At 41.1% G+C, this 14,559-nt stretch carries 13 protein-coding genes; 8 read left to right on the top strand and 5 right to left on the bottom strand.

Annotated features, from left to right (window positions below):
• Positions 1-93: 93 nt before the first annotated feature.
• Positions 94-1,200: a glycosyltransferase family 4 protein gene (locus VK664_RS25010; protein WP_461401456.1), complete on the bottom strand. Its 1,107-nt coding sequence runs from the start codon at positions 1,198-1,200 to the stop codon at positions 94-96.
• A 212-nt stretch (positions 1,201-1,412) separates the two neighbouring features.
• Between VK664_RS25010 and VK664_RS25005 the strand changes: the two genes are divergently transcribed.
• The 6 genes from VK664_RS25005 (at position 1,413) to VK664_RS24980 (ending at position 7,768) form a co-directional block, all read left to right on the top strand.
• Positions 1,413-2,912, top strand: coding sequence for a B12-binding domain-containing radical SAM protein (locus VK664_RS25005; protein ID WP_461401455.1), 1,500 nt, complete (start codon positions 1,413-1,415; stop codon positions 2,910-2,912).
• On the top strand, positions 2,913-3,587 hold the full coding sequence (locus VK664_RS25000) for a HemK2/MTQ2 family protein methyltransferase (protein ID WP_461401454.1): 675 nt from the start codon (positions 2,913-2,915) through the stop codon (positions 3,585-3,587).
• The gene (locus VK664_RS24995) at positions 3,575-4,339 is read left to right on the top strand and encodes a class I SAM-dependent methyltransferase (RefSeq protein ID WP_461401453.1); all 765 of its coding nucleotides are present in this window, start codon (positions 3,575-3,577) and stop codon (positions 4,337-4,339) included. Before VK664_RS25000 ends, VK664_RS24995 begins: the two co-directional genes overlap by 13 nt.
• Positions 4,336-5,388, top strand: coding sequence for a radical SAM protein (locus VK664_RS24990; RefSeq protein WP_461401452.1), 1,053 nt, complete (start codon positions 4,336-4,338; stop codon positions 5,386-5,388). Before VK664_RS24995 ends, VK664_RS24990 begins: the two co-directional genes overlap by 4 nt.
• A gap of 104 nt (positions 5,389-5,492) precedes the next feature.
• Complete coding sequence (locus tag VK664_RS24985) at positions 5,493-6,947, top strand: B12-binding domain-containing radical SAM protein (protein ID WP_461401451.1); 1,455 nt, start codon at positions 5,493-5,495, stop codon at positions 6,945-6,947.
• On the top strand, positions 6,944-7,768 hold the full coding sequence (locus VK664_RS24980) for a class I SAM-dependent methyltransferase (RefSeq protein WP_461401450.1): 825 nt from the start codon (positions 6,944-6,946) through the stop codon (positions 7,766-7,768). Before VK664_RS24985 ends, VK664_RS24980 begins: the two co-directional genes overlap by 4 nt.
• A 126-nt stretch (positions 7,769-7,894) precedes the next feature.
• On the opposite strand, the gene VK664_RS24975 is transcribed toward VK664_RS24980, so the two are convergent.
• The gene (locus VK664_RS24975) at positions 7,895-8,827 is read right to left on the bottom strand and encodes a nucleotidyltransferase domain-containing protein (protein WP_461401449.1); all 933 of its coding nucleotides are present in this window, start codon (positions 8,825-8,827) and stop codon (positions 7,895-7,897) included.
• Between the two features lie 641 nt (positions 8,828-9,468).
• Positions 9,469-9,942: a CHRD domain-containing protein gene (locus VK664_RS24970; RefSeq protein WP_461401448.1), complete on the bottom strand. Its 474-nt coding sequence runs from the start codon at positions 9,940-9,942 to the stop codon at positions 9,469-9,471.
• Positions 9,943-10,206: 264 nt separating this feature from the next.
• Between VK664_RS24970 and VK664_RS24965 the strand changes: the two genes are divergently transcribed.
• Positions 10,207-11,112: a ribonuclease Z gene (locus VK664_RS24965; RefSeq protein ID WP_461401447.1), complete on the top strand. Its 906-nt coding sequence runs from the start codon at positions 10,207-10,209 to the stop codon at positions 11,110-11,112.
• Positions 11,113-11,179: 67 nt separating this feature from the next.
• The gene (locus VK664_RS24960) at positions 11,180-12,535 is read left to right on the top strand and encodes an Nramp family divalent metal transporter (protein ID WP_461401446.1); all 1,356 of its coding nucleotides are present in this window, start codon (positions 11,180-11,182) and stop codon (positions 12,533-12,535) included.
• Between the two features lie 6 nt (positions 12,536-12,541).
• Here the strand turns inward: VK664_RS24960 and dapA are convergent, their stop codons facing one another.
• Positions 12,542-13,435, bottom strand: coding sequence for a 4-hydroxy-tetrahydrodipicolinate synthase (gene dapA, locus VK664_RS24955; protein WP_461401445.1), 894 nt, complete (start codon positions 13,433-13,435; stop codon positions 12,542-12,544).
• A gap of 39 nt (positions 13,436-13,474) precedes the next feature.
• The gene (locus VK664_RS24950) at positions 13,475-14,476 is read right to left on the bottom strand and encodes an acetyl-CoA carboxylase carboxyltransferase subunit alpha (protein ID WP_461401444.1); all 1,002 of its coding nucleotides are present in this window, start codon (positions 14,474-14,476) and stop codon (positions 13,475-13,477) included.
• Positions 14,477-14,559 lie beyond the last annotated feature (83 nt).

Here is a 14,559-nt window from a genome sequence, read left to right as displayed (position 1 = left end):
GAAAGCTTTGGCATTACCTTATCTAAACAATCCTGACATATAAATTTCTGAATTGTCCTGATACACTATTGTCTTAAAAGTCCTGATACAATATTATCTGAATAGTTGTAACACAACTTCATTCGTTTTTTTTGCTATGGCATCAAAGGATAACTCCCTCTCGAAATGAAGTCTGACTGCTTCCCGCTGTGTATCCAGGTCGGGACGAATGGCTTTTAAAAGAGCGTCCAGCAATGATGATTTATTTCCAGCCTCGTATAATATTCCGAATTCACCGTTATTTGTCATTTTACGGAATGAAGGGATATTGGTAACCACCGGTATGCATCCGCAACTCATCGCCTCTATGACCGAAATTCCGCTGCCTTCATAATGTGATCCGGAAACGATAAAATCAGCAGCATTGAAATATTCTCCCAGCTCATGATGCGGCACTGCTCCGACAAGTTTGATGGATTGCCTGCTTTTTTGAGTGGCGTTTATTTTTGATTCTATTTCTGAAAGCAGATCACCGTCCTGGTAAATCAACTGCAATTTTGCCAGTGGCACAAGTTCGAGAAATTCAATAAATGCGGATACAACTGTAAGCGGATCTTTATTTTTATCTAACCTTCCAACCCATAGAAAATTGTACGCCTCGGCATAGGCTGCCTTAGATTTATCCTGCTTTTTGCCAGTGGGTGCAAAAATCGAAGAGCTCTGTAAGATTTCATGGATTTTTTTCTCGTCATCTACTATCCCTTTCCGGATCCAGGTTTGACCGAATTCGAAAGAAGAAAAAAAATATGCTGACACAAATTTGTCTGCAATTTTCTGAATGATCCTTTTATAGCCGCTAAATGGTTTTTCGGCGCGATGCAGGATAATAATTCTGGGGCTTTTACCAAGTTGTAACCGAAGCTGGATTATCTGCCAGGGAAAAATAAAGCCGTTGATGAAAACAACATCCGGCCCCATTTTTTTCATCAGCTGGTGTTTCCCAAAAGGGAAACGACTTACTTTCTTTTTCAGGGACCGAAACAAATATCTGACACCATTTTGCCGGAGTTCACCGGAATAATTAATATGCTCTATAGCGGTTACCGTATGGGTCTGCGCGAGTTTTTCGAGAATACCCGTGTAGAAATCAATCCTTTTAAGCCAGGCATTGGGACAACTGAATTCCGGTGAACTGGTATAGCTGGTGAAAATAAAATGCATATTTTTTTATAAGCCGCCGCACCAACCCCAGGCACTCTAAGGAATCAAGGTGGCGTAATAGTCCAAACGTTAATTTGACCGCCCCGGTTGCCATGAAGCTTATTTTAAGTTGCCATCAACCGTATTTACTTAACCTCGCGAAACATATTCCAAGGGGAGGCAACTCTCTTTCCCTGGATCCGTATTTAAGTTTGACCTGTCAACTCAATTATATGGCTAAAGTGCTGCTATTCAATCCCAGAAGCGCAAATAACAAACCAAGGATACCAAACTCGATATTAAGCATTGCTGCTTCTATTGAAGGTTTGTTTGAATATGTGATTGTAGACGGCAATCTCGAAAAAAATCCCCATGAAAAAATTCTTACCTACCTCGCCGAAGGGGGGTTTGGCTATTTCGGTTGTACAACCATGCCTGGGCCACAGCTGAAACAGGCTATTCCTGTTTCAAAAGCTGTAAAAAACCTTTATCCTTCCATAAAAATATTCTGGGGCGGTTATTTTGCCTCAAATCAAAGTAACGTTGTGCTGGGTTCGGGTTATGTCGATTTTGTGATAAATGGCCCTGGTGACAAATGTTTTCCTGCCTTATTGAAGGCTCTTGATAAAAATGAATCATTTGATACAATACCAAATCTGATTTACCAGGTGTCAGGCGAAATCATCAAGACAAAAAAAGATGAGTTGTATGAACAGGATGAGTTACCCATGTTGCCTTACCACAAACTAAATAATTTTTACCCCTTACAAAAATACCTGGGTAACTCATATCTCGGAAGCAAAACAATAGCTTATCACTCGAGCGTCGGATGCCCTTTTACCTGTTCGTTTTGTGCTGTTGTACCAATTTATAAAGGACGCTGGAAGGCCAAATCAGCTCAAATGGTTTATGATGATATCAAATCATTAAAAGATAAATATGGGGGCAATGCCGTTGAGTTTCATGACAACAATTTTTTCGTTTCCGAAAAAAGAACGGTGGAATTTGCAAAGCTTATTAAAAAAGAACAAATGGTGTGGTGGGGTGAGGGCAGAATTGATACCATAAATAAATATACTGATGAATCGCTTGCTCTGATGCGGGAATCAGGTTGTAAGATGATTTTTTTCGGAGCAGAGACGGGCAACGATGACATTCTTAAAAGTATGCATAAGGGCGGTACGCAGTCTGCGAAACAGATCAGGCAATTTGCAGCCAGGCTTGCCAGTTTTGATATCATTCCCGAATATTCTTTTGTACTGGGTACACCAGCGGCTACGCCTCAGCAGGTGATGAAACAAATTGATAATGATATTGCTTTTATCCGTGAGATAAAAACTATTAACCCAAAAACCGAGATTGTTATTTACGTTTATAGTCCTGTGGCAACTGAAGGATCCGATATGTACAAAAAAGTACTGGAAAGCGGTTTTCGTTTTCCATTGAAACTGGAGGAGTGGATCAGTCCGCAATGGGAATCTTTCGATCTAAGAAAAAATCCGCTGACTCCCTGGTTAACTCCTGCGATGATTGATAAAATAAAGGATTTTGAAACTGTGCTGAACAGCTACTATCCCACCGTTTCTGATATCAGGTTAACATCTGCCAAAAGATTAACAATGCGGATAGCGGCTTCCTTGCGCTATCAGCTCCGGCTCTATAAAAAACCATATGAACTTAAATTATTACAGGTGTTGTGGAAATACCGGCAACCTGAAATTCAAGGATTTTAAATGCGCAAACTTGTTAAATACCTGGTGAACCATACCTATAAACCTGTGTTGGAAAACTATCTTTCAAAAACAAGAAGGTATCGCTACAAAGGTATCAGCCTGGAAATTCCCGCCGGGGTTTTCCATCCGCGTTTTTTTTATAGCACGAAGTTTTTATTGAATCATATTATGCATGAACAGTTTACAGAACAATCCGTTTTGGAATTGGGTGCCGGCAGCGGGTTAATCAGTATTTATGCTGCTTTTAAAGGAGCAATAGTCACGGCTACTGATATTAACCCGGATGCAGTGAATTGTCTCAAAAAGAATATGTCGGATAACAATGTTAGTCTTGATATTTTACAATCGGATCTTTTTACCGACATACCTATAAAGCCATACAAATTCATCTTACTAAATCCACCCTACTATAAAAAGGATCCTCAATCCTTTTCACAATATGCCTGGTATTGCGGTCGGAATGGCGAATACTTTCATAAACTCTTTGCATCACTGGAACAATATCTTGATGACGGGACTAAGGTTTATATGGTTCTCTGTGATGGTTGCGATCTTGTAATGATTAAAAATGCTGCTGCAGGCCGGCATTTCAGTCTTCACTGTGTTGCCACCGGCAGCCGGTTCATGGAAAAACATTACATTTTTAAAATACAGCCATTTCAATGCGTCAATTGAACAGTTCATATCGCGATAGTCATCATAAACACGAAGCGGGTTGGCGGCTTATGCCCGGGCTTTATATCGCATTGAGAGAAAAGGAAGGTCGGATGGTAAGCGACGAAGAGTTGTTGAAATTGCCGGAAGTGAATGTGTTTCATATTCATCAGAAAGAATGGAGGATAAGAAAGAAATCATGTGGCCACTTGCTAAATTATGTCGCGAAAAAAAACAGGCCTTTGAAGATTCTTGAAATTGGCTGTGGAAATGGGTGGTTGTCAAACCGGCTTGCCGGGGTTCCCAAAACAGAGGTAACAGGACTTGATATTAACGTCATTGAATTAAAACAGGCAAGCAAGGTATTTGCTCATAGAACGAATTTAAGTTTTGTGCCTGGAGATATAAGGGATGGAGTTCTTGGTAATAATCGCTTTGATCTTATTGTTTTTGCCGCATCGGTTCAATACTTTTCTTCATTTATTGAAATCATCAGCAGCGCAAAAAAACTCCTGAAAGTTAATGGTGAAATTTATATCACCGATTCGATGTTTTATAATCAGAAGGACATAGAAATGGCAAAAGCCAGATCTGATGCTTATTTTAATGCAGTCGGTTTCCCGGAGATGTCTGCCTGGTATTTTCATCATCCAATTACAGCCCTTGAATATTTCAATTATAAGATTTTATACCAGCCAGGAGATTTTTTACAAAAACTTTTTGGGAATGATGATCCGTTTTACAGGATAGTCATAAAATATGGCAGCCATTGAAACAGTCTTTTTACCATACGCTGAAACGTTATAATACTTTACGTACCCACCGTATAACGGCATTACCTATCGCGATACTGATGCCACATAGTTCCTGTAATTGTCGTTGCCGGATGTGCGATATATGGAAAGGTAATCATAACCTAAAAAAATTGACCAAAGAGGACATTACTCCGTTACTGAACAGCTTTCGGAAATTGGGCACGCGTCAAATAGTTATGTCGGGCGGTGAAGCCTTGTTGCACAAAGGATTTTTTGAATTGTGTGAATTACTGAAAAAAGAGAATCTCAATATTACTTTGCTTTCGACAGGGTTATTGTTGAAAAAAAATGCTTCCCGTCTTTTGCAACTGGTAGATGACATTATTGTTTCGTTGGATGGAACCGAAAACATACATGATTCAATCCGTGATATTCCGGGCGCTTTTAATAAGTTGAAAGAAGGCGTAAGTTTTATTAAATCGTTGAATAGCTCTTATAGAATTACTGCGCGAACTGTGATTCACCGGTTAAATTATAAAGCCTGGCCTGAAATCATTGAATGCGCTGAAGAAATGGGTCTTGACCAGATCAGCTTTTTACCAGCTGATTTAACAAGTCATGCATTCAACAGGGATGTATTGTGGACCAGGGAACGGCAGTCAGAAATTGCTATAACCAGGGATGAACTTCCAATTTTTAAAAATATTGTTGAAAGCCTGCCATCCCGGTTCAGTAGGCATTTCAGGAACGGGTTTATAGCCGAATCGCCCGGAAAACTAATGAATATTTACACATATTATGCGGCAGGATATGGGCTGGAAGATTTTCCATATAAGAAATGTAATGCGCCATGGGTGTCTACAGTAGTGGAACCGGATGGTTCAGTTAAACCATGTTTTTTCCACCCTTCCATTGGCAACATCAGGAATAATACTTTAAGTGATATTTTAAATAGTGCCGTTGGATTGAAGTTCCGAAAAACACTTGATATGGATCTCGACCCGGTTTGTAAAAGATGTGTTTGTTCACTGAATCTTTCGCCACATGTAAACCCTGCAGGTAAATAACTGCATGTAAACTCTGCAGGTAAATAACCACATGTTAAACCGGCAGGTAAATAAACGAGCAAGATGAACACTTCGATAAATATATTTTGAATAAAAATGATCGGATGAAAATTGTAATTACTCATTCTTATTTTCTGCGATTTGACACAAAACAATGGCAAATCGGGCGGCCATATCCTCCACTCGGAACTTTATATGCAGCGTCATCACTGATCGGGGCAAACCATGATGTAAGTTTTATCGATACAATGTTTTATCAATCACCAGGGGAGATTGCTGCAGCACTGGATCCGCAGCCGGATCTGTTTGTGATTTATGATGACGGATTCAATTATCTCACAAAAATGTGCCTTACGAATATGCGGGATGCAGCCTTTGCTATGATCGGACTCGCTGCCAGTCCCCGTACAAAAGTGATTGTGTCCAGTTCTGATTCGACCGATCATTACCAGCAATACCTTGAGGCCGGTGCTGATTTTATATTGCTTGGGGAAGGAGAAGCCACTTTGCTTGAGCTCGTTCAGGCGATTGGAACAAACCGGACAGATTTTTCAAACATTGCAGGCCTTGCTTTTAAGGACAATGGTTACCCAATCAAAACTTCAAAACGTTCTGTGATCAGGAACCTTGATCTATTGCCCTTGCCTGCCTGGTCACTACTTAATGTTGAACCATATAAAGAACTCTGGAAAAAAAATGCGGGTTATTTTTCGATAAATGTAGGCACTACAAGGGGTTGTCCTTACAAATGTAACTGGTGTGCCAAGCCAATCTATGGAAACAGGTATAATGCAAGAACACCTGCCAATGTATTACATGAACTCAAAATGTTAAAGGATACGTTCGGGCTTGATCATGTATGGTTCTGTGATGATATTTTCGGATTGAAGCCAGGCTGGGTCGAGGAGTTTGCCGATGTTGTAGAGGATGAAAAATTAAAGTTCCGGTTTAAAATACAATCGCGGGCGGATTTGCTCGCTAATGAAACCTATGTAAAAGCACTTGCCAGGGCAGGATGTGAAGAAGTGTGGATGGGAGCAGAAAGCGGTTCGCAGAAAATTCTTGACGCGATGGATAAAGGGATACAGGTTAACCAGATCAAAGTTGCTACTGAACTTTTGAAGGCTAATAACATCAAACCATGCTTTTTTATCCAGTTCGGTTACCTGGGTGAAACCCGGGATGACATTGATCTGACTATAAAAATGATAAACAGGCTATTGCCACATGAGATAGGCATTTCTGTATCATATCCCTTGCCCGGAACTGTTTTTTATGAAAAGGTAAAAACACAACTTCATAAAAAATCGAACTGGACAGATTCTGACGAGATGGTATTGATGTTCCGTAATACTTATTCCCCTTCATACTACAAACAGCTTCACCGTTACGTGCATAAAAATTACAGGAAACACCTTGCTATCGAAAACCTTCGTGCGCTTGTTAAGACTCCTTTGCGGGCAACAAGGAAAATGACGCGTAAAGCATTTTCTTTTTTTTATCTGTTACCGGCTGTTTATCTATCGGGGCTGGCATTGAGGAAACTCGAAAAAAAATGAATAACCCTATTCGCGATATCAATGAGAAACAGGTGGAAGAAGCCTTCACGGCTCAGTCGGTGATGTTTGACAAACTATATGGTGATGATTCTATGATTGCTTATAAAAGGACAAGGGTTCGGCAACATATCAGCAAGTATCTCAAAACGGGGAGCGAATTGCTGGAGCTTAATTGCGGTACAGGTGAAGATGCTTTTTATTTTGCCAGACATGGTTTCAGGGTACACGCAACCGATATGTCTTCAGGTATGCTGGATGAGTTAATGCAGAAAAAGTCAGTCCGCCCCGGAAGTGATGTCATTACCGTAGAGCAATGTTCATTTACAAAGCTGTCGAATCTGAAAAACAAAGGCCCGTTTGATTATGTTTACTCAAACTTTGGTGGTCTGAATTGCACAGGTGATTTAAATAAAGTATTAGCTGATTTAACTCCACTGATTAAACCCGGAGGTTTCCTGACGCTCGTAATCATTTCAAAATTTTGTTTGTGGGAAAGCTTGCTGATTTTTAAAGGAAAGTTTCGTACTGCCTTCAGAAGATTTTTTAGTGGCGATGGTAGACAAGCGCGTGCTGAAGGAAAAAACTTTAAATGCTGGTATTATAATCCGTCTTTTATCATCAATACTTTAAAGGATCAATTTTCCACTGTTGCACTCGAGGGTTTATGCACGATTGTACCACCTTCTTATCTCCAGGGATTCCCGGAAAAACATCCGCGAATATTTGCTTATTTATGCCGGCAGGAAAACAGAAAAAAATCTGCTTATCCCTGGAAATATATGGGCGATTATTTTATCATAACACTTCAAAAGCGCAGTTAAGCATTGGCTCTTAGCTTCATTTTTCCTGCTTGCATGGTCTTTGAAAATCCCTTATTGACTTCAGGGTTAAAACTATCAAAAGGTAAAAACTATCACGAGGCTAAAACGATCACAACGTTAAAACTATCAGCTGTTCAGGATATTCTTTTCTGCCTTTTCTTCAAATTGCCTGTACAATGCATAAAGTTTCATTTCATACCGTTGGAGCAACTTGAGCTGGAAGTTGGCAGGTAACGGTTTTGCATAGTGTTTGTATGCATCCATCCCCATAACGTTGCCGTTTTTGTTCAGCTTTCTTCGTCTGGTTTTTTCCCCCCATTTTTTTGAGGTTATCTTCATGAGGAGGCTATCAAGATAATTCCCGGCAGGGTTGTTTAATATAAACTCGGTGACTTTTTTAATAAATGAATCTTTGTTTGCCTTCACATAAGTTATATGCATGTTATGATTCGGCAGAAATTCACTGACCCATTTATTATGTTGAAAGAAGAGGCCGAAAGTTTCTATTCCCCTGAGCGGCATTAATGTCGCTACTTCTATTGCTGTATAAATATTCTGCTCTTTGATCCTGAGCATTTCATGATCGATATAATAATTCATGCAAAAGTAATCCTGCTTGCCTACCAGGAAAGTGAGCTTTTTAAATATATGCATAAAGGTTCTTGCTAACCAAAGCCGGTTTGATTTCGTGACAATAAAAAAATCAATATCCGATTTCTCATCGGCGAAGTTTTTAGACAATGAACCAGACACTGCTATACCGGTTACAAAAGGAAAACCAGCCAGGAAAGAAGCGATTTTATCAGCGGTAGCCAGCTGCTGACGTGCTTTTAAGTTGCCATCTTTTCTTCTTGTGACCAATGCGGGATTGTTTTGCAAAGAGTAAAATTCATCCAGTTTAAATATCGACTCTTCCTGTTCCAGTTCTAGCAAAGGGTGTGAGATTTCCTGTACACTACATCCGATGCCAAGAAATTTGACAATTTCAATCGAGGTTAGTGGATAGCTAAACAAATCGAAATAGGAGAGGGTAGCTAATATTTCTTTTTTAACGCACAAAACAGGTTGGGGTTTGGTAAATAATACGGTTTGTGCGCGAATTGGTTGCTTAATATAGTTATGAGTTATGAATTATGAATTATGAGTGAAGTGGTGAGTGAAGTGGTAAGTGGTAAGTGGTGGTGAGTGTGTGGTTGAGTTATGAGTTATGAGATATGGATGTATAATCATGAATATTATTTATGATTGCTCATAAACTCCGAATATATACAAGCACGATAGCGTTTGTTTCGCATATCCCGGGATGAACCACGGTAAACTATCGGGCAGCAAGTTAGAAGTTTGATCGAAAGGTTTGAGCTATAAAAAAGCAGGTGCCTGGCTATTCTAATTAAGCCGGCACCTGTTCTTTTCTACGCGGTTATTGTTATTTTGTGAAAGGGGGATTTCACAAAATAGACCTGCCCGAAATCAAATAATATAGGAACTGTACAAGAACCAGATGTACAAGTTCAAGGATATACATGCGGTGATTATGCATCAACCAAAAATTCTGCGATTTGGGATTTTATTCCAAACGGTTCACAACGCCGGTTGTTATGAGTCATCCCACAATCATTCATTAAACCGTCATTACATTCATGACTCAATCACTACACTCACCACTCATCACTTACAACTTACCTCTTACCACTTACAACTTACCACTCTATTTGTCCTCTTATCTCTCCTCCCGGGTTTGTGGGAGTATGAATATTCACATAGTAAAACCCGGCAAGTAAACTATCTTCCTTCAATTTGACGCCGTCAACAAGGACCTTGTCGGAAAATGCGCCAGCCAGTGTTTTTGGAAAAATGGCAAAGAAGTCATATTTGATGCTTGCATTAGTACCTTTTGCCGCGGGACCGTGGATATGAGCACCTGTTGGTGCACCAGTGAGCGCCTGGTAAACTACAGTGAAAGAAAGCATCTTTGTCGACTTATCATAAGTGACATCAAGGGTGCCGCTAGCCGGGCTTGTTTTGGCCGGGACTTCCTGGGCTCCGGTTATGGCTAGTCCTGTTTTTGTGACAATGTTCGGATTGGTTTTATCATCATCATCATCTTTATCACAGGCAGTCAGGGATGACAGTAAAAAAGTAGCTGCTAATAGTAAATAGGCTTTTGATTTCATGCTGAAAAGTTTATAGGTTATAATGACCTAAGTAGAGTAAACGGAGTTCCTTAGTGAGGGGTTGCTTTAATATTAAGGAATTCTATGCAATGTTTTTGAACGCTGGCTTTATGAATCTCACCCTTCAGCACACCATTTGCATTTTAAATGCAATAATGAATCGGAAGTTGCGAGACTTCCCGTAAATTGTTATTTTACAATCTTATGTAGCAGTTTGGACCGCGGCTGGAAGAAGGATATGATCGTTACCTTATAAATTTGCAGATGCTCGCAGTCACCATTTTAGGGAATAACTCCGCCTTGCCGGCTTACGACCGGCATCCGACGGCCCAGCTTGTAACGCTGGATGATCAGTTATTCCTGGTTGATTGTGGGGAAGGCACCCAGGTTCAACTTTCCAAATACCGAATCCGGTGGGGAAGAATCAACCATATTTTTATTTCACATCTGCATGGTGATCATTATTTTGGACTTCCGGGTTTCCTGAACAGTATGGGATTGTTGCAAAGGGAACATGAACTCCATTTGTTCGCGCCGGCACCACTGAAAGAAATACTCAATCTGCAGTTCAAAGCAGCAAACACAGTTCTTCCCTATCAACTGCATTTTCATCCTCTTGAAAAAGACGGGATCCTGATAAGAAATGATAGGTTCCAGGTAGAATGTTTTGCGACGAAACATCGCGTGGAATGTTATGGTTTCCGTTTCCAACAAGTCAAAGCACCAAGACGAATAAATCCTGAAAAGGCGGTTCAGCAAGGAATTCCGGCGATTTTCTACGACCGTCTCAAATTTGGCGAAAATTATATTACTAAGGACGGCAGGGTGATTTTTAACGAAACAGTTACTGAAGAGGCTCCCCGTCCGAAGTCTTATGCTTTCTGCGCGGATACACTGTACGACGAAGACCTGATTGAGAAGGTCAAAAATGTTGACCTGCTTTATCACGAAACAACTTATCTGAAAGACCTGGCTGAAAGGGCCTATAGTCGATTCCATTCAACGACCTGGCAAGCTGCCACAATCGCAAAAAAGGCAAATGTCGGGCGTTTACTCATCGGGCATTTCAGTTCCAAATACGACAAACTCGATATATTTCAACAGGAAGCCAGGGAGGTGTTTGCAGACACTGATCTTGCTATTGAAGGAGTAACCTTTAAAGTGCCCTGATATGGTTTATTCTTGATATGGGTTTATTATAATAACTTTTTTTCATTGTCATACGAAAACAAACTCCTTGACCGAACTCAAACCTGATCATTACACCGCCACTGCTGCTACCACCAGGGAGCCGCCGCGAAGTATCAGCTCATCCCTGAAATTTCTTGGTCCTGGATTTATTTTATCTGCATCTATTGTAGGTTCCGGAGAATTAATTGCTACCACCACGCTCGGGGCGAAGGCCGGTTTTACAGCGTTTTGGATTATCATCGTCAGTTGTCTTGTAAAAGTTGCGATACAGCTCGAGTTCGGCAAGTATGCAATACTTACCGGTGAAACAGCCATGAAGTCTTTCAATACGTTGCCAGGCCTTCGCCTGGGAAAAGCAAGTTGGGCTGTTTGGGCAATCTTTTTACTCACACTGCTCAAGGTCGTCCAGGTTGGCGGGATGCTGGGAGGCACAGCCATTGTGATGAGTATGTTGTTCCCATCAATAAGCGTCATTGTATGGGCCGTTATTATTTCGGTTCTTGCTTTTCTGCTTATATACCGCGGCTTGTATGGATTGATTGAAAAGTCGTCACTCGTGATGATAGCTTTGTTTACGCTACTCACTTTTGCTTCGCTTATTGCGCTTAATTTTTCAGAATACAATATTTCAGGTGCTGAACTATTAAGCGGCCTTAAATTAAAACTACCCGCGAGCCTGGTGGTTATTGCAATTGCTGCTTTTGGAATTACAGGAGTTGGGAGTGATGAGATTATTGCCTACAATTACTGGTGCCTCGAAAAAGGATATGCTGCTTTTGCGGGTCCTAAAACACCAGATGAAGCATGGAAAAAGAGAGCCCGGGGATGGATTAAAGTGATGTACCTCGATGCTTTTGTAGCGATGGTAATATACACACTGGTTACAGCGGCGTTTTACCTGCTCGGGGCGGCAGTGTTACACAGGCGTGGCCTGGTGCCTGAGGGCAATGAAGTGATAGAAACGCTGGCTTTAATTTATACACAATCACTCGGCAGCGGAATAAAATCTGCCTATCTCGTTGGTGCTTTCTTTGTGCTGTTTTCAAGTGTTTTTGCAACGCTTGCTGCCTGGTCCAGGTTATTCTCTGATATATTCGGCCAACTGGGCTGGATTAATTTTCATAACACGGCCGAGAGAAAAAAAATGATAGCCATTCTGAGCTGGGTGTTCCCGGTAATCTGGCTCTTCACTTTCATTTTTATAAACCTCCCTGTTATTATGATACTGTTTGGGGGTGTCGTGGGTTCAGTGATGCTGTTGGTGGTTGTTTTTGCCGCTATCATTTTTCATAAAAGACGCCTGGCCTTTTTCAAGGCAGGGTTACTATATGAGATCTGTTTCTGGTTAAGTATTATTGCAATTTTGATGGTTGCTTTATTGGGAGTGGCAAAGCTATCTTAAGCAACATCATTTCACCAGGTAAGTCCTGATTTTTTGATGTAATTCTTCGCTTACTACAGTAACCGGCAAACGGAGATAATTTTCTATCAGGCCCAGTTCATAACAGAATGCCTTTACACCGGCGGGGTTATTTTCGGCAAACAACAATTCATAGCCCGCAATTAGTTTGTCATTCAGCGTTTTTGCGGACCTGAAATCGCCTTTAAGGCAAAATCTTACCATATCTGTGAATTCCCTGGCAAAACAATTCGCTGCAACGCTGATCACACCATCCATCCCACAGGCAATTTGTGGCAATGTCAGCGCATCATCACCACTGATTACAAGAAAGTCAGCAGGACGGTCACGAAGCAGTTCCATGCATTGTGCCATATCGCCACTGGCCTCTTTTATACCCACGATATTCGGAACCTCCCTGGCAAGGCGGAGAGTGGTGGCAGAGGTCATGTTGCGACCGGTTCTTCCCGGCACATTATATAGTAATATCGGCCTTGGTGAAGCTTCTGCCAGCGCCTTATAATGTTCAAATAATCCCTGTTGAGATGGTTTGCTATAGTAGGGACTTGCACTCAAAACTGCCATGGCTTTGGCCAACGGAAAAGTTTGCAGGTCATTTATTATTTCCTGTGTATTGTTGCCGCCAATGCCAACAATGACTGGTATACGATTACTTACTTTTTCATAAGTATACCGAATGATGGCTATCTTTTCTTCCTTGCTGATTGTTGGTGTTTCACCGGTAGTTCCTAATGTTACGATATATTCAACACCACCCTTGATAACATAATCGATCATGTTACCAAGTGCCTGGAGATCTACTTCAAAATTTGATTTGAACGGAGTTATAATTGCTACACCTGTGCCCCTTAAAGCAGTGAGGAGTTTGTTTTGAATGGCCAAGAGATTGTTATTAGATAATGATAATTGATTGATTTGAACTTAATCGTGTTCCTTTATATAAACACCGGCGGGGATTTCATCATAGAAGCCCATCTTACCATACTTTTCGATCCGCTTCTCCACCCTTGTTTTTGGCGGGATTGCCTTAAGTTCTTCAAGTGATTTCAATAATTGTGCTTTAAGAAGCATGGCCGCCTGAGTATAATCCCAATGTGCTCCCCCGATGGGTTCAGGAATTATTGCGTCTATCAGGCCAAACTGATACATATGATCCGGTGTAAGTTTAAGTTGTTCAGCTGCTTTTTCTTTCTGATCCCATGACCGCCAGAGAATTGAACTACAGCTCTCCGGAGAGATAACTGTATACCAGGTGTTCTCCAGCATAAACACACGATCTCCAACGCCTACACCTAAAGCACCACCTGAAGCACCTTCGCCAATGATCACACAGATAACAGGAACCTTAAGCCGCATCATTTCATAAATGTTCCTGGCGATTGCTTCCCCCTGGCCACGTTCTTCGGCTTCGAGACCCGGATAAGCTCCCGGTGTATCGATCAGGGTGATCACAGGTTTATTAAACTTTTCAGCCAGTTTCATCAGGCGAAGTGCCTTCCGGTACCCTTCGGGGTTTGCCATCCCAAAGTTCCGCAATTGTCTCATTTTCGTATTTATACCTTTCTGTTGACCTATGATCATTACGGTTTGTCCATCCAGGGAAGCAAATCCACCAACCATAGCCTTGTCATCTTTCACATTCCGGTCACCATGGAGCTCCACAAAATCGGTACACATTTTTTCAATATACTTAAGCGTATACGGGCGGTCCGGATGCCTGCTTAGCTGTACTTTTTGCCATGGCGTGAGTTGCTGAGTAATTTCCCGGCGTCTTTCTATAATAGTTGCTTCGAGTTTCTGTATATGATCTGTTGCGTCTATTTTACTTTTTTCAGCCTGTTGTTTTTGAATTTCAATGTGGTCAAACAAATCTTTGATCGGTTTTTCGAAATCCAGAAACTGTCGGTTTTTATCCTGCGGCATAGGCAATTTTAATGAGCTGTAAAATTAAGGGTAACAGTCGTTTTGTGACTATTTTTTTTTGCCCGTCCCCGATCGGTGTCCTC

The sequence above is a fragment of the Flavitalea sp. genome (assembly GCF_035489435.1).
Classification (GTDB): domain Bacteria; phylum Bacteroidota; class Bacteroidia; order Chitinophagales; family Chitinophagaceae; genus DATHKG01.
Note: the sequence above shows the minus strand (reverse complement) of the source record. Positions and strands in the feature narration are given on the sequence as shown.